General features: G+C 71.6%; 16 protein-coding genes. 11 read left to right on the top strand and 5 right to left on the bottom strand.

Going from position 1 to position 21183, the window contains the following annotated elements:
* Window positions 1-10: 10 nt before the first annotated feature.
* Window positions 11-1408 (bottom strand): MATE family efflux transporter, encoded by a 1398-nt coding sequence (locus PZE19_RS14090; RefSeq protein WP_277861264.1) that lies wholly within the window; start codon window positions 1406-1408, stop codon window positions 11-13.
* Between the two features lie 110 nt (window positions 1409-1518).
* On the opposite strand from PZE19_RS14090, the gene PZE19_RS14085 reads away from it, so the two are divergent.
* The 3 genes from PZE19_RS14085 to PZE19_RS14075 all read left to right on the top strand — a co-directional run bounded on the left by PZE19_RS14085 (window position 1519) and on the right by PZE19_RS14075 (window position 3163).
* Window positions 1519-2064, top strand: a complete 546-nt coding sequence (locus tag PZE19_RS14085; protein WP_277861263.1) for a hypothetical protein — start codon at window positions 1519-1521, stop codon at window positions 2062-2064.
* Window positions 2065-2230: 166 nt separating this feature from the next.
* Window positions 2231-2641, top strand: a complete 411-nt coding sequence (locus tag PZE19_RS14080; RefSeq protein ID WP_277861262.1) for a VOC family protein — start codon at window positions 2231-2233, stop codon at window positions 2639-2641.
* A gap of 192 nt (window positions 2642-2833) precedes the next feature.
* Complete coding sequence (locus PZE19_RS14075) at window positions 2834-3163, top strand: hypothetical protein (protein WP_277861261.1); 330 nt, start codon at window positions 2834-2836, stop codon at window positions 3161-3163.
* Between the two features lie 36 nt (window positions 3164-3199).
* On the opposite strand, the gene PZE19_RS14070 is transcribed toward PZE19_RS14075, so the two are convergent.
* Window positions 3200-4537 carry a DUF1501 domain-containing protein gene (locus tag PZE19_RS14070; RefSeq protein ID WP_277861260.1) on the bottom strand — a complete coding sequence of 446 codons (1338 nt, stop codon included), beginning with the start codon at window positions 4535-4537 and terminating at the stop codon, window positions 3200-3202.
* A gap of 215 nt (window positions 4538-4752) precedes the next feature.
* Here PZE19_RS14070 and PZE19_RS14065 point away from each other — a divergent pair, with 215 nt between their 5' ends.
* The 6 genes from PZE19_RS14065 to PZE19_RS14040 all read left to right on the top strand — a co-directional run bounded on the left by PZE19_RS14065 (window position 4753) and on the right by PZE19_RS14040 (window position 14643).
* Complete coding sequence (locus tag PZE19_RS14065; RefSeq protein WP_277861259.1) at window positions 4753-6354, top strand: carboxylesterase/lipase family protein; 1602 nt, start codon at window positions 4753-4755, stop codon at window positions 6352-6354.
* Window positions 6355-6479: 125 nt separating this feature from the next.
* Window positions 6480-6758, top strand: coding sequence for a type II toxin-antitoxin system TacA family antitoxin (locus PZE19_RS14060; RefSeq protein ID WP_277861258.1), 279 nt, complete (start codon window positions 6480-6482; stop codon window positions 6756-6758).
* Window positions 6751-7281 carry a GNAT family N-acetyltransferase gene (locus PZE19_RS14055; RefSeq protein ID WP_277861257.1) on the top strand — a complete coding sequence of 177 codons (531 nt, stop codon included), beginning with the start codon at window positions 6751-6753 and terminating at the stop codon, window positions 7279-7281. The genes PZE19_RS14060 and PZE19_RS14055 overlap by 8 nt, the downstream gene beginning before the upstream one ends.
* Before the next feature lie 177 nt (window positions 7282-7458).
* Complete coding sequence (locus tag PZE19_RS14050) at window positions 7459-12510, top strand: PVC-type heme-binding CxxCH protein (RefSeq protein WP_277861256.1); 5052 nt, start codon at window positions 7459-7461, stop codon at window positions 12508-12510.
* A 220-nt stretch (window positions 12511-12730) separates the two neighbouring features.
* Entirely contained in the window at window positions 12731-13261 is a 531-nt protein-coding gene (locus PZE19_RS14045; protein WP_277861255.1) for a hypothetical protein, read from the top strand.
* A 299-nt stretch (window positions 13262-13560) separates the two neighbouring features.
* On the top strand, window positions 13561-14643 hold the full coding sequence (locus tag PZE19_RS14040; protein WP_277861254.1) for a hypothetical protein: 1083 nt from the start codon (window positions 13561-13563) through the stop codon (window positions 14641-14643).
* 214 nt (window positions 14644-14857) lie between these two features.
* Here PZE19_RS14040 and PZE19_RS14035 read toward each other — a convergent pair whose 3' ends face one another.
* Both PZE19_RS14035 and fdhD read right to left on the bottom strand, forming a co-directional pair.
* A complete protein-coding gene (locus PZE19_RS14035; RefSeq protein ID WP_277861253.1) occupies window positions 14858-17206 on the bottom strand; it encodes an FdhF/YdeP family oxidoreductase in 2349 nt (782 codons plus the stop codon).
* Window positions 17207-17216: 10 nt separating this feature from the next.
* The gene (gene fdhD, locus PZE19_RS14030; RefSeq protein WP_277861252.1) at window positions 17217-18092 is read right to left on the bottom strand and encodes a formate dehydrogenase accessory sulfurtransferase FdhD; all 876 of its coding nucleotides are present in this window, start codon (window positions 18090-18092) and stop codon (window positions 17217-17219) included.
* Window positions 18093-18348: 256 nt separating this feature from the next.
* Here fdhD and PZE19_RS14025 point away from each other — a divergent pair, with 256 nt between their 5' ends.
* Window positions 18349-18867: a hypothetical protein gene (locus PZE19_RS14025; protein WP_277861251.1), complete on the top strand. Its 519-nt coding sequence runs from the start codon at window positions 18349-18351 to the stop codon at window positions 18865-18867.
* Window positions 18868-18999: 132 nt separating this feature from the next.
* On the opposite strand, the gene PZE19_RS14020 is transcribed toward PZE19_RS14025, so the two are convergent.
* Window positions 19000-19242, bottom strand: a complete 243-nt coding sequence (locus tag PZE19_RS14020) for a hypothetical protein (protein WP_277861250.1) — start codon at window positions 19240-19242, stop codon at window positions 19000-19002.
* A gap of 255 nt (window positions 19243-19497) precedes the next feature.
* Here PZE19_RS14020 and PZE19_RS14015 point away from each other — a divergent pair, with 255 nt between their 5' ends.
* Window positions 19498-21183 (top strand): RNA polymerase sigma factor, encoded by a 1686-nt coding sequence (locus tag PZE19_RS14015; protein ID WP_277861249.1) that lies wholly within the window; start codon window positions 19498-19500, stop codon window positions 21181-21183.

Below are 21183 nucleotides of genomic sequence, written 5' to 3'. Positions count from 1 at the left end.
GACGTCGACCTCAATGCCCCACGCCCGCGCCGACCATGGCGAACTCGCCGCGGCCGAGGGCGGCGGCCTTGCGGCGCCAGGCGAACAGCAGCGTCAGGCCGGCGATGAAGAGGCCGAGGGCCAGGCCGATCCAGAGGCCGAAGACCCCCCGGCCCTCGCGGAAGCACAGAAACCAGCCCAGCGGCAGGCCGACGAACCAGTAGCAGATCAGGGTGCAGATCATCGCCGTGCGGGTGTCGCCCGCGCCCCGGAGGGCCCCGGTGGCGACCCCCTGGAGGCCGTCGAAGAGCTGGAAGGCCGCCGCCAGCAGCATCAGCCGCGAGGCGGCCGCGATCACGCCGGCGTCGTCCGTGAACAGCGCGGCCAGCGGGCGGGGGAAGGCGACCATGACCAGGCCCGACGTCGTCATGAACGCCGCGCCCAGCGCCAGGGCCGTCCACCCGGCGCGGCCGGCGGCCGACGGCTCGCCCCGGCCGATCGCCTGGCCCACGCGGATCGCGCCCGCCGTCGCCAGGCCCAGGGGGATCATGAACGTCACGCTGGCGACGTCGAGCACCACGTGGTGCGCCGCCAGCGACGTGGCGTCGAGCTTCCCCGCCAGCGTGGTCGCCAGCGCGAAGACGCCGACCTCCAGCAAGAGGTGCATCGCCGCCGGCAGGCCGATCCCGAACAGCCGGCGGATCGCCGCCAGCCTCGGCGCGAGCCGCGTCCGGATCAGCCCCGAGCCGCTCCGCGCGTCGTTCCAGAGCGCGAAGACGACCAGGAACCCGGCCATGTACCAGCGCGAGATCGTCGTCGCCCAGCCCGACCCCTCCACGCCCATCGCCGGGAAGCCCAGCTTGCCGTAGACGAACACCCAGTCCATCAGCGCGTTGACGACGTTCGCCGACAGCAGGGCCGCCATCACCGGCTTGACCAGGCCCATGCCCTGCAGGTAGCGCCGGAAGGTCGCGTAGATGAAGAGCGCGGGGGTCCCCCAGGTCATCGCGCGCAGGAACGGCTTGGCCTGCTCCAGCACCGCCGCGTTGAGCCCCATCCGGTCCGACAGCGGCTCGACGACCCACAGCAGCAGCATGGCCGGCGGGCAGAGCATCGCCGCCAGGTACATCCCCTGGACGAGCCAGTCGTGGCACTCGTGCAGGTCGCCCGCGCCGTAGGCCTGCGAGACCAGGGCGTCGAGCCCCAGCAGGAGCCCCATCCCGAAGATGGCGACCGCGAAGTAGAGCGCGTTCCCCAGGCTCACGGCCCCGATCGCCTCGGCCCCGAGCCGGCCGACGAAGATCGTGTCGACGATCCCCATCGCCATCCACCCCAGCTCCGCCGAGACCACCGGCCCGGCCAGCCGCAGCATCGGCCCCAATTCCAGCCGCATCCCCTGCCGCAACAGGTCCCTCTGAAGACGATCCATGCGTCCCTTCCGCAAACGCTTCCTCGATTCCCCGACCTCTCGACGCTAGGATAGCCTGTCAGGTTCGCCGACCGCCCGACAAGGGGCGACCCCGTGGCAGGAGCCGTGCGATGTCCGCCGCCCCCGAACCACCGCCCGATCGCCCGTGGTGGTTCCAGGACCTCGGCATCCTGTTGTGCCTCGTGGGCCTGGTGCACCGCCTGTTCTTCGGCATGCGGCCCGAGGAGACGATCGCCAGGCGTCCCGCGCTCGGCGCCCTCGACGACGTCCTGGTCGCGGTCGCCTCGATCCTGGCGACGGCCCTGCTGATCCGGTGGCCCCTCTTCCTGGGCCGCACCGCGACCGCCCCGGACGCGTCTCCCCGGGTTCGCTCGTTTGCGACGCACTACGCCGGCGTCTACGTCCTGGGCGCGATGCCGCTGACGACGGCCCTCGAACGACACACCCCGCTGGCCCTGGTGCTCGCCGCCTCGACGGCCTCGCGCCTGCTCATCACGCTCGTCTTCGCGATCCGCGAGAACGCCGCCCGCAACCGCCGCGAGGTCGAGGCCTACGTCGCCCGTCGACGTCCCGCGCCGGCGGCGCAGCCCGAACCCCTGGCGGCGGCGGGGGACGGAAGCGGGCTCCGGTCGGGCGGCCGTCCACGGCCTTCGTAGGCTCGACGGGGCCCGTCGAGGGCCCGGGCGGGACGTCGAGCCGCCACCCCGGCGTCGTCTTCCTCGGGCCCTACGGGGTGCGTATGATCGCGGGTCGGGTCGCGAGAGGCGATCCCGGACGCGTCATCCAACTTCCATGTCCCCCCAGATCAGGCGGCGCCCGACCATGGATCGACTCCCTCCCGTCATCTCCCTGATGGTCGCCGTGCCCGACGCCGCGGCGGCGGCAGCCTGGTACAAACGCGCCCTGGGCGCGGTGGAGCTGTGGAACCTGGGGGCCGTGGTCGGACTGGAGATCGCGGGGGCGGCGTTCTTCGTGGGCGAGCCCGAAAACAACGGCTGGGAGAGCCCCGCGCGACTCGGCACGACCACCGCGCGCATCGAGGTGTTCTGCGACGACCCCGACGCCCTGATCGCCCGCGCGACGGCCGCGGGGGCGGACGGCGGTCGGGACCCGATCCGGGATCACGCCGCGCCGTGGGGCGTCCATCGCCAGGGCGGATTCGTCGACCCCTTCGGGCACATCTGGCTCGTCGGCGATCGATCCCCCCTGAGTCCCCACCCCGCGAACGAGTAGGCGAGGCGGCTCGCCGCCCGTTCGAGGACGCCGCCGCGCGTCGCGGCCCCTTCCCGCGGGGTTCTTCCCGACGTTTTCCCGATTTTCCCGTCCCAAATCGCCGTTCGGATCCACGATCTATTCGGTGGCGATCGATGGCAGGAGCGGGCCGCGCCCCACGCGGGCGCGCGGCGACCGTCGGGGAGACGAAGCTTGGACATCAACTGGTGTTTGCAGATTCTGGCCGGCGTGCTGGCGATGCTGCCCGGCCTGGCGGGGATCGTGCTGATCCTCATCCTCGCGTACGGCGGCCTGAGCCTCATCCTCATGCTGGTCGCGGCGCCCCTCGCCTTGCTGGACTGGCTGCGGGGCGACGTCAAGGCGAGGGGGGCCTCGGAGCGGGGGGGCGAGCGGTCGTGCTCCCCTCATCAAGGGGGCGAGGCCGGCGGCCCGCGCCGGAAGCGCCGGCCGGCGGCCGCCCCCGGCGCGCGGTCGGGTGTGCGACCCACCGCCGACGGGGACGAGCCCGCGACCGGCGATTGAACGCGGGGCGGGGCCTCGTCGCGGCTCGGCCTCAGGTCAGATCAGCTCGGCGATCGGCTCGTTCTCGGGGGGGAGGATGGAGACGGGGCGGTCGGCCTTGTCGTAGAGCAGGGTGTGGGGGTCGAGGCCGAGGTTGTGGTAGACGGTGGCCAGGACGTCGCGGTAGTGGACGGGTCGGCTGGCGGCGTGGCCGCCGATCTTGTCGGTCGAGCCGATGACCTGGCCGACCTTCATGCCGCCGCCGGCGAGGATCGCCGAGTTGACCGGGGCCCAGTGGTCGCGGCCGGCGGTCGCGTTGATCTTGGGCGTGCGGCCGAACTCGCCCCAGACGACCAGCGTGCAGTCGCGGTCCAGGCCGCGCTGGTGGAGGTCCTCGACGAGGGCCGAGACCCCCTGGTCGAACAGCGGCATGACGTTGCGCAGGTGGCCGAAGTTGTTGCCGTGCGTGTCCCAGAAGCCGTACGAGAGCGTGACGCAGCGCGCGCCGGCCTCGACGAGCCGGCGGGCGACCAGGAACTGGTCGTTCCACATCGGCCCGCCGTCGCCCAGGTGCTTGGCCGAGCCCATCCCGTAGCGGGCGCGGAGCGCGGGGGCCTCGCGCTCGACGTCGAGGGCCCTGGCCAGGGCGTCGGACGTCAGGACGTCGAACGCCTGCTTGTAGCACGAGCCCATGCCGTCGACCGCCGCGCCGTCGACCGAGCGGCGGAAGCCGTCGAACTGGCCGAGCAGGTCGCGACGGCCCGCGAACCGCTCGGGCGCGACGTCGGCCGGGGGCCGGAGCAGGGCCAGGTCGTCCCCCTCCATCTTCGCGCCCTTGTGCGACTGCCCGACCATGCCCGCGCCCGGCGTGTTGTACGGCCGGTGCTGCATCACCGGGGCGAGGTCGACGAACGGCGGCACCACCGCGTTCACCGGCCCCTGCACCCGCGAGACGACCGACCCGAAGTGCGGCCGCCCCTCGCGGTTGGAGATCACCATCGGGAAGCCGGTCATGCTCTGGAAGCTGGAATGCTCGTCGATCTGGCCGACCAGCGAGCGGATGATCGCGACCCGGTCCATGATCGCGGCCGTGCGCGGCATCAGCTCGCTCAGGAAGACGCCCGGCAGGCTCGTGGCGATCGGCTTGAACTCGCCGCGCATGCCCTCGGGGGCGTCGGGCTTGGGGTCGACCGTGTCCTGATGGGCCAGGCCGCCCGTCAGGTAGATCATGATGACCGACTTGTGGTTGTCGCCCGTCCCGGCCTTCGCCTGGGCCGCCAGCAGCCCCGGCAGCGAGAGCCCGCCCATCGCCAGGCCGCCGACCTGCATGAACGCGCGCCGGGAGACGCCGTCGCAGTACCGCTCGCCGCCGCCCGGTCCCCAGAGTGTCAGCATGCTGATACGCCCCCGCGCGCAGTCCATCCGTACGACCAATGTTTAACAAGAGTCTAGCAGCCAGGTCGGTCCGAGGCAAGGGATTACGATCGCGCGTGGGGTGAAGGTTGCGGGGAAGCCACGGCCCTCCCATTCGATGCAACCGGCGAGGCCGCGCCGTAAGATGAGGCGTCCACCAGGGGACGTCGAGGTGCGCGCGGAAGCCGGGAGGGGTCATGAGACGGGACGAGATGCGGGTTCTGGCGTGGGCGACGGCCGCGGCGCTGATGGTCGCGGGGACCTCCCGGGGCGTCGTCGCCGACGACAAGGTCGAGACGAAGGCCGGGGTCGTCGAGGGGACGAAGGCGGCGAACGGGGTGCGGGCCTTCCTGGGGATCCCGTTCGCCGAGCCCCCCGTCGGCGACCTGCGCTGGCGGGCGCCCCGGCCGGTCCGCCGGTGGGAGGGGGTCCGCGAGGCCAGGGCGTTCGCCCCCGGGCCGATCCAGAACGCGCTCGTCGCCGCGATGACCGGGGCCCCGCCCAAATTCAGCGAGGACTGCCTGTACCTGAACGTCTGGACGCCCGCCAAGGCTCCGGACGAGCGGCTGCCGGTCATGGTCTGGATCTACGGCGGGGCCTTCGCGATGGGCTCGACGAACGTCCCGGCCTACGACGGCTCGCGACTGGCGGAGCAGGGGGTCGTAATCGTCTCGGTCGCGTACCGGGTCGGCCCGCTCGGGTTTTTGGCGCATCCGGAATTGAGCCGCGAGGGGGGCGGGGTCTCGGGCAACTACGGCCTCCGCGACCAGGTCGCCGGGCTGGAGTGGGTCCGCGAGAACGTCGCGGCGTTCGGCGGCGACCCCGGCCGGGTGACGATCTTCGGCGAGTCGGCCGGCGGGATCTCGGTGAGCATGCTGGCGGCCTCGCCGAAGGCCAAGGGGCTGTTCCACCGGGCCATCGCCCAGAGCGGCGGCTCGTTCGCGCCCCCCAAGCTGGCCGACGAGGGGGGCCAGAACGTGCGCCCGCTCAAGCTCGTCGAGGCCGAGGGCGAGCGCTTCCTGGACGACCTGGAGGTCGCCGACGTCGCCGCCGCCCGCGCCCTGCCGGCGGCCGACCTCATCAAGCTGCCGCGCTGGTGGTGGCCGACCTTCGACGGCGAGGTCCTGCCCGGCGACCAGTACGAGCTCTACCGCAAGGGCGAGTTCCACGACACGCCGGTGCTGATCGGCACCAACTCCGACGAGGGGGCCCTGTTCGTCCGCCCCGGCCGGTCGACGACCCCCGAGGCGTTCGCCGCCCTGGTCCGCGCCGGCTACGGCGAGCACGCCGAGGCGATCCTCGCCGCCTACCCGCACGCCACCCCGGACGAGGCCTTCCGGGCGACCAAGGGCCTCTTCCGCGATGCCGCGTTCGCCTGGCACGTCTGGACCTGGGCCCGGCTGCAGGCCGAGAAGGGGGCGGGCCCGGCGTTCGTCTACTACTTCGACCACCGCACGCCGCGCTCGCCCGACGGGGCCTCGCACGCGGCCGAGATCCCCTACGTCTTCCGCAACCTCGGCAACCTCGGGATCGTCGCCGACTTCCTGAGCGGCGACCCCCGTCCCGAAGACCGCGCCGCGTCCGACCTGATGAGCGCCTACTGGGTCCAGTTCGCGAAGGCCGGCGACCCCAACCGCGACGGCCTCCCCGCCTGGCCCGCCTTCACCGCCGCCGCCCCCCAGGTCATGACCTTCGACGCCGCCCCCTCCGCCCGGCCCGTCCCCAACCTGCCGCAACTTGAAGCCCTCGACGCCTACTACGCCTGGCGGCGGGAGAAGGTGAAGGGGGGCCGCCCCTGAGGCCTGAGCGGCGAGGCCTTCGACGTCGAGCGATTCCCATTTCGTGTGGTGATTCGACCCGCCACCCGATACATTAGACTTGTGTGGCGATCCGCTGTACGAGCCTGCTCCGGCGAGGGTCAATCATGGCGACAGGGTCCAGGGACGCGCGGCTCAACTTCCGGCTGCCGTCCGACCTCAAAGAGGTCATCGAGGAGGCTGCCGCGTCGCTCGGGCAGTCCGTGAGCGACTTCGCCGTCGGCACGCTCGTCGAGCACGCGCGTTCGGTCGTCGAGCGGAACCACGCCACCGTCCTGAGCGGCCGGGATCGGGACCGCTTCATGGCGATCCTCGACGACGCCGACGCCCGCCCCAACGCCGCCCTCGTGAAGGCGGCCGAGAGGTACAGGAAGCGCCTTGGCTGACCCCGGCGACGGCTGGAGCGTCGAGCGACTGGGGACGCATCACGACCGCTCGGCGTTCGACTGCGGCCGGCCCATGCTCACCGACTGGCTGAAGCAGCGCGCCGGCCAGTTCGAGAAGCGGGACCTCGCCCGGACTTACGTCGCCGCGAGGGCGGGGGAGGCGGTCGTCCTCGGCTACTACGCCCTTTCGAGTCATCGGGTCGCCTTCGAGGCCCTCCCCGCCGACCAGGCCCGGGGCCTGCCCCGCCTGGACGTGCCCGTGGTGCTGCTGGGCCGGCTGGCGGTCGACCTCACGGCCCAGGGACGAGGCCTCGGCTCGCTCTTGCTGATCGACGCCCTGAGGCGGGCGCAGCACCTCGCCGAGCACGTCGGCGTCCGCGCCGTCGAGGTCGATGCGATCGACGACGACGCCCGCGCCTTCTACAAGAAGTTCGGGGTCACGCCGTTGCTCGACGACCCGAATCACCTCTTCCTGCCGATGCAGGTCGTCCGCAAGCTCGGCCTGCCGCCGCTGGGGGGCTGATCGGGCGGGCGCGGCCGGCGGGCCCGGCGGCCGCGTCCTCAGTTCTTGATTGAAATTCCGCCGTCCGCGGCGGACAATCGGAGTTCGCGCGAATGACGACGGCGGCCGCTTTGGTTGGCGGGGCCCGGAATGGGCCCCGGCGGGCGCCTGTCGCTTGCGCGTGAAGGGGATGGGCACATGGCATTTCTCCGTCACTTCGGGGAGCGACCGCGGTCGGATGCGGGCAAGGCTTGGAGGGTCGCGGTCGGGGTGATCGCGGTCTGGGCCCTGTCGGCGTCGGCGCCGGTCGGCCTTGCCAGGGACGGACGGCTCCCCGACCCCAGCCTCGACCTCCCCAAGGGGTCGCACATCAGCGTGATCGGCAACACCCTGGCCGACCGCATGCAGCACACCGGCTGGCTCGAGTCGATCATGCACAGCCGGTTCCCGGACCACCGGCTCACGGTCCGGAACCTCGCCTTCTCGGGCGACGAGCTGACGATCCGCCTCCGCTCGGCCGGGTTCGGCACCCCCGACGAATGGCTCGCCAAGAACCGGACCGACGTCGTCTGCGCGTTCTTCGGCTACAACGAGTCGTACGGCGGCCTCGCCCAATTCCGCGGCGACCTCGACGCCTTCATCAAGCACACGCTGGCGCAGAAGTACAACGGCGAGTCGGCCCCCAAGCTCGTCCTCTTCTCGCCGATCGCCTTCGAGGACCTGCACGACCCGTCGCTGCCCGACGGCAAGGAGGTCAACCTCCGCCTCGAACGCCTCACGGCCGTCATGTCCGACCTGGCCGAGGCCCGCGGCGTCCGCTTCATCGACCTGTTCCACCCCAGCCAGAAGCTCTACGCCCAGGCCCCGAAGCCGCTGACCATCAACGGCGTCCACCTCACCTCCGAGGGCGACAAGCTGATCGCCGAGGTCGTCGAGCGGACCCTCTTCGGCGACAACAAGGTCCAGGACCCGGCGAAGTTCGAGAAGCTCCACCAGGCCGTGCTCGACAAGAGCGACGTCTGGTTCAACCGCTACCGGACCGTCGACGGCTACTCCATCTACGGCGGCCGCGCCGACCTCGCCTTCGTCGAGAACCAGACCAACCGCGTGGTCGCCCAGCGCGAGATGGAGGTCCTCGACGTCATGACCGCCAACCGCGACAAGCGGATCTGGGCGGTCGCCGAGGGGGGCGACCTGCAAGTCGACGACTCCAACACCCCGCCGTTCCTCCCGGTCGTCACCAACAAGCCGGGCGCGGGGCCCAACGGCGAGCACCTCTTCCTGGGCGGCGAGGCGGCCATCGCCAAGATGACCCCCGGCAAGGGCCTGAAGGTCAACCTGTTCGCGTCCGAGGAGAAGTTCCCGGACCTGGCCAAGCCCATGCAGATGACGTTCGACGCCAGGGGCCGGCTCTGGGTCGCCTGCTGGCCGACCTACCCCCACTGGAAGCCGAAGTCGCCCCGCAACGACAAGATCCTGATCTTCGAGGACACCGACGGCGACGGCGTCGCCGACAAGCAGACCACCTTCGCCGACGACCTGCACTGCCCGACCGGCTTCGAGATCGTCCCCCAGGGGGTGCTCGTCGCCCAGGCGCCCGACCTGATGCTGCTGAAGGACACCGACGGCGACGACCGGGCCGACGTCCGCGTCCGCCTGCTCAGCGGGCTCGACTCGGCCGACACCCACCACACCTCGAACAGCTTCCGATCCGGCCCCGGCGGCGACGTCTACTTCCAGGAGGGGACGTTCCACCACTCGCAGGTCGAGACCCCGTTCGGCCCGCCCGTCCGGCTCGCCAACGCCGGCGTCTTCCGATACGAGCCGCGGTCGCAGAAGATCGACGTCTACGTGACGTACCCGTTCGCCAACCCCCACGGCCACGTCTTCGACCGCTGGGGCCAGGACTTCGTCACCGACGGCACCGGCAACGTCAACTACTTCGCCGCCGCCTTCTCGGGCCACCTGGACTTCCCCGAGAAGCACCGCCCGATGAAGCCCTACTTCCAGCAGCGCACCCGGCCCTGCGGCGGCACCGAGATCCTCTCCAGCAAGCACTTCCCCGACGACTGGCAGGGCGACCTGCTCGTGGCCAACGTGATCGGCTTCCAGGGGATCCACCGCTACCGCTACCAGGACGAGGGCTCGGGCTTCACGGCCGTCGAGCAGGAGCCGCTGGTCTTCTCCAGCGACCCCAACTTCCGCCCGGTCGACATCGAGACCGGCCCCGACGGCGCGGTCTACTTCCTGGACTGGCAGAACCCGATCATCGGCCACATGCAGCACAACCTCCGCGACCCCAGCCGCGACGCCGCCCACGGCCGGGTCTACCGCGTGACCCACGAGGGCCGGCCGCTCTCGCCGCAGGCCGCCATCGCCGGCCGGCCCGTCGAGGAGCTGCTGGCGCTGCTGAAGTCGCCCGAGGACCGCGTACGCTACCGCGCCAAGGCCGTGCTCTGCGGCCATGACGCCGCCGAGGTCCTCCCCGCGCTGGCCGCGTGGGTCGAGAAGATCGACGCCGCCGACCCCGATCACGACCACCAGGTGCTGGAGGCCCTCTGGGTCCACCAGACCTACGACGTCGTGAACCTCGACCTCCTCAAGCGCTGCCTGACCGCCGCCGACCCGCGGGCGCGGGCCGCCGCCGTCCGGGTCCTCTGCTGCTGGCGGGATCGGACGCCCGACGCGCTCGACGTCCTCCGCAAGCTGGCCCGCGACGAGCACCCCCGCGTCCGGCTGGAGGTCGTCCGCGCCGCCAGCTTCTTCACCGAGCCCGACGCCCTGGACGTCGCCCTGAGCACGGCCGAGAGCGCGTCCGACTACTACCTCGACTACGCCCGCGGCGAGACCCTGCGGGCGCTCGAGCCCTACGTCAAGAAGGCCCTCCGCGAGGGCCGGGCGATCGAGTTCCGCAGCGACGCCGCGGCCCGCTACTTCCTCGACCGCGCGGCCCCCGACGACCTGCTCCAGATGAAGCGGGGCCGGCCCGTCCTGCGCGAGATCCTCTTCCGCAAGGGGGTCCGCGAGGAGGACCGCCGCAAGGCGCTCGCCGACCTCGCGGCGCTCGTCGGCCGGTCGCCGGCGCAGGTGCTGATCGAGGACCTCGCCGCCCGCGACGCCGAAGGGGACGCCGGCCTGGACGACGCCGTGGCGATGGAGCTGGCCCGCATGCTAGGCGAACGCGACCGGGCCGAGCTGGTGCCGATCCGTCCCCAGGCCGAGAAGCTGGCGACGTCGGCCAGGGCGCCGATCGCGCGTCGGATCGGCCTGGCGGCGATGGTCGCGGCCGACGGCTCGGCCGACGCCGCCTGGGCCCTGGCCGTCCGTTCCGTCGCCTCGCTCCGCGACTTCCTGGCGGCGACCCCGCTGATCCGCGACCCGATCGTCCGCTCGGCCCTCTACCCCAGGATCGAGCCCTTGCTCCGCGGCCTCCCCGAGGGCCTCGCGGCCGACGCCGGGGCCACGGGCAAGGGGACGCTGGGCCGGTTCGTCCGCATCGCCCTGCCGCGGCGGGGGACGCTCACCCTGGCCGAGGTCGAGGTGATCAGCGACGGCCGCAACGTCGCGACCCACGGCAAGGCCTCTCAGAAGAACACCGCCAACGGCGGCGACGCCGCGCGGGCCGTCGACGGCAACGCCTCGGGCTCGTACGGCGGCAACGGCCAGACCCACACCGAGGAGCAGACCGACGCCCCCTGGTGGGAGGTCGACCTCGGCTCCGAGGTCCCCATCGAGGCGGTCGTCGTCCACAACCGCACCGAGGGCTCGCTCGGCCGCCGGCTCCAGGGCTATGAGCTGACGATCCTCGACGGCTCGCGTCAGGTCGTCGACCGCCGCAAGGACCTCCCCGCGCCCGCGGAGAAGGCCCGCCTGGAATACGCCGGCGACGGCCGCGCGGGCCTGATCCGCCGCGCCGCGATGGACGCCCTGACCACCCTCCGCGGCCACGAGCCCGAGACCTTCCGGGCGCTCGCCAAGTTCGTCCGCGAGGGCGTCGACCGCCGCGCCGCGATCCTGGCGATCCAGAAGCTGCCGCCGGCCTCGTGGCCCGACGACGAATTGGCCCCGCTGGCCGACGTCCTGCTCGCCGAGGTCGCCAGGATCCCCGTCGCCGACCGCCGCACGCCCGCCGCGCTCGACGCCCTGCAGCTCGGCGACCTGGTCGCGGCCCGCTTGCCGGCCGACCGCGCCAGGGCCGTCCGCAAGGCCCTCGGCGACCTGGGCGTCCGCGCGATCCGCGTGGGGACGGTCCTCGAGCAGATGCGGTACGACGTCGACCGGATCGTGGTGCAGGCCGGCAAGCCCGTCGAGTTCGTCTTCGAGAACGTCGACGTCATGCCCCACAACTTCGTGGTGACCCAGGCCGGGTCGCTCGAAGAGGTCGGCCAGCTCGCCGAGAGCACCGGCCTGCAGGCCGACGCCATGAAGCGGCAGTACGTGCCGGCGTCGGGCAAGATCCTGCTGGCGAGCAAGCTGCTCCAGCCCCGCGACGTCGAGCGCCTGGCCTTCACGCCGCCGACGACCCCGGGCGTCCTGCCGTACGTCTGCACCTACCCCGGCCACTGGCGGCGGATGTACGGCGCCCTCTACGTCGTCGAGGACCTCGACGCCTACCTCGCCGCGCCCGAGGCCTACCTCGCCGCCCACCCGCTGCCCGTCGCCGACGAGCTGCTGAAGTCGACCCGGCCGCGCACCGAGTGGACCTTCGACGACCTGAAGCCGTCGATCGCCCAGCTCGACGCCGGCCGGTCGTTCCAGAACGGCCGCCAGCTCTTCCAGCTCGCCACCTGCGCCACCTGCCACCAGCTCGGCGGCGTCGGCGCGGCGTTCGGCCCGGACCTCGCCAAGCTCGACCCCAAGCAGGCCCCGGCCGACCTGCTCAAGAACGTGCTCGACCCCTCGGCGAACATCAACGAGAAGTTCGCCGGCTACGCGATCGAGCTGGAGTCCGGCCAGGTCGTCAGCGGCCTGATCGTCGAGGAGACGGCCGACGCCATCAAGGTCGTCGAGAACCCGCTGGCCAGCGTCGTCCCCCGCCAGATCCCCAAGGCCGACGTCTCCAACCGCGCCAAGTCGACCGTCTCGATCATGCCCAAGGGCCTGCTCGACAAGCTGACCCGCGAGGAGATCCTCGACCTCATCGCCTACATCGCCGCCGGCGGCAACCCCGACAACCCCCTCTTCCGCCACGACCACGCCGCCCACGGCCAGGGCCCGGCCGGCCACGCCGCCGGCGGCTCCGGCCACTGAGCCGGACCATCGATCACCGGCCTTCCCCCCCCCGCGGGGGAGGGTGGCCCGAAGGGGCCGGATGAGGGGGAAGACGAGCACCAAGGCCGTCGCCCTTCATCCGGCCCTTCCTCGTTTTCCACGGATTCGAAGGCGCGAACCGATGCGGTTGCTGGGGCCCCCCGGATAGGATGAACTTCTCGTAGACCAGGAGGACGTCCCCCCTGGGCGGAGGTCGATCATGGATCCCGAGACCCGCGAAGCCGAGGCCCGCCTCTGGTCCGCCCGCCTCTTCCGGCTCTGGCTGGGAGTGATGGGGATCCAGGCCGTCCGCCTCCTCGCGTTCGGCCGGGAGCCCCAAGCCGTGATCGCCGCCCATGCCTGGACCTGGGGATTCGAACGCGGCCTCGCCCTGGCGGTCGCCGCCGCCGTCGTGGGGCTCCTCGTCTGCGGGGCCGCCCTCGTCCGCCTCGCCCAGGGCGACGCCCGTCGCGCCCTGCTCGCCTCCTCCGGCCTGGTCGCCTGCTTCACACTCGGCGATCGTCTCAAGGGCGTCTCGATCCCGAGCCCCTGGGACGTGGTCGTCCCCGTCCTCGGCACGCTCCTGATGGTCAGCCTGACGATCGCCTTCATCGGGTACATGGCCAGGGCCGTCGGCCGCCAGACCCAGGCCGACGTCGACGCCAGGCTGGGGATCCGCCGCCCGAAGCCGACGCCGGCCGCTTCGCACACACCCCTACCGAACTCGCAAGCCTGCGAACGTCCGGTTTGAACAGGGGGCTCGGGCGACGATGTGCGGCACGCCGTGGCGTGGGACGTCCGGGTCGCGACCGACCAGCCTGAAGCCTTCAGGCTTCGCCTGAGCGAGCCCATCTCAGGGATCGGGGGGGTTCTCGATCCCCGTCGCGTGCAATCCGCTCGACGTGCTCCCACGCTCCTTCGAGGCGTCCTGAAGCCCCGATCGAAACCATGCCGTCGGCGGTGCTCGATTGCATTCCGGCCGTGAACCGGGAAGATTCATGTTCGATTCCAGGTGTTTGGAATCGAACCATGAATCGGAGGTGGTGCACCATGCTGCCCGCGGCAAAGCCGATCCTTCCCCGTATCGTCGTCGGCGTCGCCCTGGCCTGGTGGGGGGCGGGTCTCGCCCGCGCCGACGCGATCTCGAACATCCAGGCCGGGTACCTGGCCCAGGGGATCGTCACGGATTACGACGCCTACATGCTGGCGGACTTCTACGGCGTCCATTCCGGGCTGGGCCTCGCCTATTCGGCCGTGACGCAGGACTCGGGATGGTCCGGCGCCTCCGCCGGCCTCTATCGCGTGGCCGGCCGTGCGGATCGCATCCACGAGGGCATCGAGTCGCTCCCTCGCCTCGACCCTCCCCAGGGAGCGGAAGCGTTGGGTCAGGAATTGCTCCCGGAGGCCGTCGCCGCGTACACGCCTCGCGTTCCGCGACAGGTGAGCGGAGTGGGCCTCCGAGAGGGCCGAGAGCACCGACAGGTCCGCATCCGGGACCAGGAGAAGCTTGACGTGGTGCTCGAAATAGCGGCCGCTCGGCTGGGTTGCGGTCTCCCGAGATGTCCGAGGCACGCCCTCGTTCCAGGGAGCAGCCTCGATCTTCACGCGGATCACTCCGAAGCCCGCGGCGCCCAGCTCGATGCCGATTTGGGCCGCGGCTTCCCGTTCGTCGGACAGCCGCCCGCGTCCGGGTCGGGTCAACATCGGTTGCGAGGCGTATCGGCCTCGGTCGAGGACGATATGGTGGAACTTCAGGCCTCGTCCTTCCGCCCAAAGGCGGAGGGCCTCGACCCCACCATCCTCATGACATTGGACCGTGATGTGGGTCTCGAAATCCCCCGCGAACTCCATCACGTGTCTTACCCGGATGTAATTGACGACAAGTCCCTCCGGCTCGCCAGGTCGCGAATCCCATTCGAGCTGATCCGATCAGGCTACGCAAGCGTATCCCTGGCGGGATCGTTTCGCTCCAAGTGGGCGAGTCTCAAAATCGCCCCTTTCCGACAAGCCTGGGAGGAAAGCGGTTGGACACGGCTCACCAGGCCGAAGATCGTGCCGATGAGCATCTCAAAATCAACATCCCGAGACCTCGCCCTTCCAGATGAGTTAGGAAACCTCTCCTGGGTCATTTGATGACGGGGAGAGCCGTGCTCGTCGGATGGGCCCGAGTCTCGACCCAGGAATCGAAGCTGGACCTCAGCTCGACGCCTGGAAACGGGCCGGGTGCGAGGAGGTTTTTCAGACGCCGCGACCGGAGTGAAGACGGTGACCCGCCCCCGCCGGTCGTCCCGGTCGCTCGGTCCGCGATCGGACCGCCTTCGGCCTCCGGAGTCTCCCCCTTGGGGCGTCACACAGCCGCCGCCGACTCCGCGGGATGGGTGGTCGGGACGATGCGGACGACGACGGACTTGGAGGACGGGGTGAGGCTGTGGGGGTCGACGTCGTCGCAGGCGATCAGGGGGTTGGTCTCGGGGTAGTAGGCGGCGGCGCAGCCCTCGGGGATGTCATGGGCGACGACGGCGAAGCGGGGGGCGACGCGGGACTCGCCCCGGTGCTCGCCGATCAGGTCGACGACCTGGCGGTCGACCAGGCCCAGGCGGGCGACGTCGCGGGCGTTGAGGAAGACGACGCGGCGGGCGTCGTAGACGCCGCGGTAGCGGTCGTCGAAGCCGTAGATCGTGGTGTTGAACTGGTCGTGGCTGCGGATCGTCGCCAGCAGGAGCCGGCCGGGGGTGCGGGCGTCGGCGGGGATCGGGTGGGTCATGAACCGGGCCTTGCCCGTCGTCGTGACGAACCGGCGCTCGCCGGCGGGGTTGATCAGCATGAAACCTCCGGGGCGGCGGACGCGGACGTTGAAGTCGTGGAAGCCGGGGATCGTCTGCGCGATCCGCTCGCGGATGCGGTCGTAGTCGCCGACCAGCTCGTCCCAGTCGACGGTCGACGACGCGCCCAGCGCGGCCTTCGCGAGCTGCGCGACGATCCAGGGCTCGCTGCGGAGCATCGGCGAGCCCGGCTTCAAGACGCCGTGCGAGGCGTGGATGATGCTCATCGAGTCTTCCACGGTGACGAACTGCGGGCCGGCGGCCTGCTCGTCGATCTCGGTGCGGCCGAGGCAGGGGAGGATCAGGGACTCGCGGCCGGTCGTCAGGTGGCCGCGGTTCAGCTTGGTGGCGACGTAGGCCGTCAGCCGGCACCGCGACATGGCCTCGGCCGTGTAGTCGGTGTCGGGCGAGGCCACGGGGAAGTTGCCGCCCATCGCGAAGAAGACGCCGACCTTGCCCTCGTGCATCGCCTTGATCGCCTCGACCACGCTGTAGCCGGGCTCGCGCGGGGGCTCGAAGCCGAAGACCTGGCCGAGCCGGTCGAGGAAGGCGGCGGCGGGGCGTTCGAAGATCCCCATCGTCCGGTCGCCCTGGACGTTGCTGTGGCCCCGGACCGGGCAGGCCCCCGCGCCGGGGCGGCCGATGTTGCCCCGGAGCAGGAGCAGGTTCATGATCGACTGGACGTTCGCCACGCCCCAGCGGTGCTGCGTCACCCCCATGCCCCAGCAGGCGATCACGCGGTCGGACGTGATGTAGATCTCGGCCGCCTTGCGGATCGTCTCGCGGTCGATCCCGGACGAGGCGACGACGTCGTCCCACGAGGTCGCGTCCAGCTCGGCGGCGAACTCGTCGTAGCCCGACGCGTGGTCGCGGATGAACGGCAGGTCGATCACCTGGCCGGGGTTCCGGCGCTCGGCCTCGAAGACCTCCTTCATGATCCCCTTGAGCAGGGCCACGTCGCCGCCGATCTTGACCGACAGGAACATCTCGGCGATCGCCGTGCCGCCGTGGAGCATGTCCATCGGGTGCTGCGGGTGCGCGAACCGCTCCAGCCCGCGCTCGCGGAGCGGGTTGACGGCCACGATCCGGCAGCCCCGCTTGGAGGCGTTCGCCAGGGTCGTCAGCATCCGCGGGTGGTTCGTGCCCGGGTTGTGGCCGATCATGAAGATCGCGTCGGCCAGCTCGAAGTCGTCGAGCGTCACCATCCCCTTGCCGACGCCGATCTGCTCCTGCAGGCCGAAGCTCGTCGACTCGTGGCACATGTTCGAGCAGTCCGGCAGGTTGTTGGTGCCGAGCAGCCGGGCGAACAATTGGTAGAGGAAGGCCGCCTCGTTGCTCGTGCGGCCCGAGGTGTAGAAAACGGCGTCGTGGGGCGACCCCAGCGCCTTCAGCTCGCGGCCGAGGAGCGCGAAGGCGTCCTCCCACGAGATCGGCGCGAAGTGGTCGGCACCCGGGGCCAGGTGCATGGGGTGGGTCAGCCGGCCCTGGTCCTCCAGCCAGTGGTCGTTCCGCGCGCGGAGGTCGGCGACCGACCACTTGCGGAAGAACTCGGGCGCGACGCGCCGCTTGGTCGCCTCGGCGGCGACGGCCTTGACGCCGTTCTCGCAGAACTCGAAGGTCTCGCGGCGGTCCTGGCCGGCCTCGGTCCAGGCGCAGCTCGGGCAGTCGAAGCCCTCGATCTGGTTGATCTTGAGCGCCATCGAGACCGACCGGATCGGCCCCAACTGCGAGAGCGCCATCGACGTCGAGTGGATGATCGCCCCGACGCCCGCCGCCGGGTGGTGGTAGGGCTGGACCTGGACCTTCGACAGCTCGACGGGCGGGGGCGAGAGTGAGGGCGGGGTCACGGGCGACGACCCTTCCTGGTCGGCCATGGGCGATCTCCTATCGATCCCCGGCGTCGATCCGCCCGGGGTGGGTGTAGACGTTGAAGCGGTCGCCGCGGAGGAACCCGACCAGGGTGATCCCCAGGCGGTCGGCGACCGACACCGCCAGGCTCGACGGCGCGGAGACGGCGCAGACGATCGGCAGGCCCGCCACGGCCGCCTTCTGCAAGATTTCGAAGCTGGTCCGCCCGGAAACGAGCAGGATGCGGCCCGAGAGCGGCAGCTCGCCGTCGAGGAAGGCGCGGCCGACCAGCTTGTCGACGGCGTTGTGGCGGCCGACGTCCTCGCGGGCCGCCAGCAGCCGCCCTTCGGCGTCGAACAGGCCGGCGGCGTGCAGGCCCCCGGTGCGGTCGAAGGCCCGCTGGGCCTCGCGGAGGGCGTCCGGCAGGCCCAGGATCGTCGCCCGGGCGACCGTCGGCCCGGCCGCGACGGGCCCGCAGCGCACCTCGATCTGGTCGAGGGCCGCCTTGCCGCAGAGCCCGCAGCTCGACGTCGCGAAGAAGTTCCGCTTGAGCGTCGAGCCGTCGAACGGCCGCGACAGCTCGACGTTCACGACGTTGCACCCCTTCGCCGGCAGGTCGGGGGGCGGCAGGACCTCGTCCTCGGGCCCGATCAGGCCCTCGGTGCGGAGGAAGCCCACGGCCAGCTCGAAATCGCTTCCGGGCGTGCGCATCGTCACCGCGACGCTCGTCGCGGCCTGGCCCGGGCCCGCCGCGCGGATCTCCAGGGGATCTTCGACGGCCACCCAGTCGTCGCGGGCGTCGCCGCCGGCGGGGCCCACGGCCGTGACGCCCACCTTCGCGACCTGCCGCGCGGGGCGGGATGCGCCGGGACGCCGGACGTCCGTCGGGCTCGCTGACCGTTCGTCGCTCATCACCGCTCCGACGTCGCCGGGTCGACCCGTCCCGGCGAGGAAATTCCCGCGCGACCCGGGCGGATCGCGCCTTACCGCGGGCTGGCTTTCGCTTAGAATCATAGGGGGGGGAAGGCCGGCGAAACAACCGGGCTCCGCCGCTCGACGGCGGCCCGCCCCCTCACAAGCGGCGCGGCCCGCCTCTTGCATGAACGCAGGAGACGGTCCCGCCCGGCTTCGGGACGCCCGCTCCGCCTTGCCCTGAGGATCGCCCGCGATGACCAGCGACCCCCGCTCGAAGGACCCGATCCCGGACGAGACCGACCTCGACCTGGAGACCGACTCGCGCTTCCCCTCCGGGCCGTGGGTCGGCTACTTCCTCCAGGCCGAGATCCCCCCCGGCAAGCACGGGATGGAGCTGCGCCTGACGTTCAAGCGCGGCGTGATCACCGGCGAGGGCCGCGACCTCATCGGCGACTTCCTCATCCGGGGCCGCTACCAGGTCGAGGACGGCAAGTGCTGGTGGACCAAGCGGTTCATCGGCAAGCACGACGTCGCCTACCAGGGCTACAACGAGGGCAAGGGCATCTGGGGCACGTGGGAGATCCCCCCGTCCTGGAAGGGCGGCTTCTACATCTGGCCCGAGGCCATGGGCGACCCCACCAAACAGAAGCTCCGCGAGTCGATCGAGGAGCCGTTCAACGACTTCATCGACGCCGAGGCCCCCGCCCCCGAACTCTCCGTCGCCTCCGCCGACGTCGAACTCGAACCCCAGGCCGAAGAACCCCTCGCCTGATCGGGGCCGAGTCGAACTCTCATGGCCTTCCCCCCTACCGGGTGAAGGTGGCCGAAGGCCGGATGAGGGGGGCGCAGTGCGGCGTGCTTGGTGATTCGTCGGCCCCGGGGGGGGCGACGGCGAAGCCCTCGCCTAGAAGCCGACCTGCACGGCCAGGCGGACGATCAAGAGGGCCATGAGGACGGTGTAGGCGATGCACAGCAACGCTCCCGTCACGGCCAGGCTCCGCGACCAGCCCGACGCCCCCTGGGTCAGCGAAACCGCCCCGATGGCGACCATCGGGGACAACGGCAGGACCCAGAAGCCGGCGACGCTCAGGACGGCCAGCAACTTCGCCGTTCGCCCAGGCGTCGCTCCAGCGGCCGCAGTGCTCATGATCCAGGCCCCCCATGTCGAAACGGTTGTCCTCGCCTCATGATCGGCGATCCTACGACATTTGTCAATAGGGCTCGCGGTTCATGGGATCCGCGTCACCGATTCTCGTCGGTCCGGCGTCCTACCCAATCGCCATGACCGCCGATGACGACCGGTGCTTCGTCCTCCGATCGAGCGAACCGCCCCGAATCCGAAAATAACGGGATTGGTGAACCCTCGCGGTGCAGTAACCTCGCCGAGGGGAGGGACGGCGACATGTTGCGGGCGCGACGGACGGTGGTGGGGAGGGAGGTCGAGCGGCTGCTCCGCGACGGGGTCGACCCGCCGGGAGGCGACGCGCGGCTCTTGCATCGGTACCTGGCCGAGCGCGACGAGGCCGCCTTCGAGGCGATCGTCGACCGCCACGGCCCGCTCGTGCTGGCGCTCTGCCGCCGCTACTTGTTCAATCCCGCCGACGTCGAGGACGCCTTCCAGGCGACCTTCCTGATCCTGACCCGCAAGGGGCGGCGGCTCCGCGACGGCGACGCGCTGTCGAGCTGGCTCTACGGCGTGGCCTTCCGCGTCGCCGTCCGGGCCCGCGCCGACGTCCTCAAACGGAGGGCCCGCGAGGGCGACCGGCGGGACGTCGAGGAGGCCCCCGCCGCGCCCGTGCGGACGCCCGACGACTCGCTGGAGACGCTCGACCAGGAACTGGGCCGGCTGCCCGAGAAGTTCCGCGCCCCGCTGGTGCTCTGCTACCTGCGGGGCCGGACGCACGACCAGGCCGCCGCCGAGCTGGGCTGGCCCGTCGGCACGGTGCGCAGTCGGATGGCCCGGGCCCGCGTCATCCTTCAGCAACGCCTGTCGCGCCGGGGCGTCGACGCGTCCGCCTGCCTGGTCCTGGCGCGGGCGGACCTGGCCGCCGTCCCGCTCGTCCCGTCGTCGCTCGTGGCGGCGACGGTCGCCGCCGCCGGCCGGTTCGCGGGCCTCGCCGCGGGCCTCGGCGGCCTGTTCGCATCATCCCCCGCGTCGGCCCGATGGCCCGCCGCGGCCCTGGCCCAAGGAGTGCTCATGTCGACGTCCCCGCCCCTGTGGAAGCTCTTCGGATTCGCGGTCGCCGCCGTCGGCCTGACCGCCGGCGCCCTGGCGGTCGTCCCCGGCGCGCTCGAAGCGCCCGCGCCCCGGGCCGAGCAGCCGCCCGACGCGAAGGCCGCCCCCAGGTCGGTCGAAGCCCGGCTCGACGCGATGGAGAAGAAGCTCGACCGGCTCCTCGATCAATTCCCGGAGACGGTTCCCCCTCGACCTCCCTCACCTCCCTCACCGCCCGCACGGGCCGCCGCCGCGGACGCCGTGGAAGCCCCCGACGCCCCAGTCCCGCCCGATCCGCCCGCACGGGCCGCCGCCGCGGAGGCCGTGGAAGCCTCCGACGCCCCGGTCCCGCCCGATCCGCCCGATCCGCCGGCCCAGGCCGCGCGGGGCCTGCGGGAGATCGAGGCGCAGCTCCGGATCGCCCATCGGCGGATGACCCGCGCCGAGACGTTGAAGAAGAACGGCGTCGCCTCCCCCGAACGGGGGCTGGAGGAGATCCTGGAGCAGGTCCAGGTTCTGGAAGGCCGCCTCCAGGACATGAAGGACGAGGCCGAGCGGGAGGCCGAGGGCTCCGAGGCGAAGTTCGAAATCGCTAACGACACCCTCACCACGATCGTCCGCCAGTGGCGAAGGATCGCAGGCGAAGCCCCGTCCGATCCTGTGACCAAGCTCCCGCCCACGCTCCCACCCCGCGAAAACCTCTTGCTTCACCCGGGCTTGAAAGAGGTGTATGACGCGCAGATCACGGCCGAGCGGAACTACAAGGCCGCCGTGCGCGACCGCGACCGGGATCAGCGACGGCAGGAGGCGATCCAGAAGCTGCTCGTCTGGACGCACGAGCAATTCCCCATCTTCTCCACGCCCACCTCCTGA

This window comes from Paludisphaera mucosa, from assembly GCF_029589435.1.
Lineage (GTDB): Bacteria > Planctomycetota > Planctomycetia > Isosphaerales > Isosphaeraceae > Paludisphaera > Paludisphaera mucosa.
This window is presented reverse-complemented; position numbering and strand designations above follow the sequence as displayed.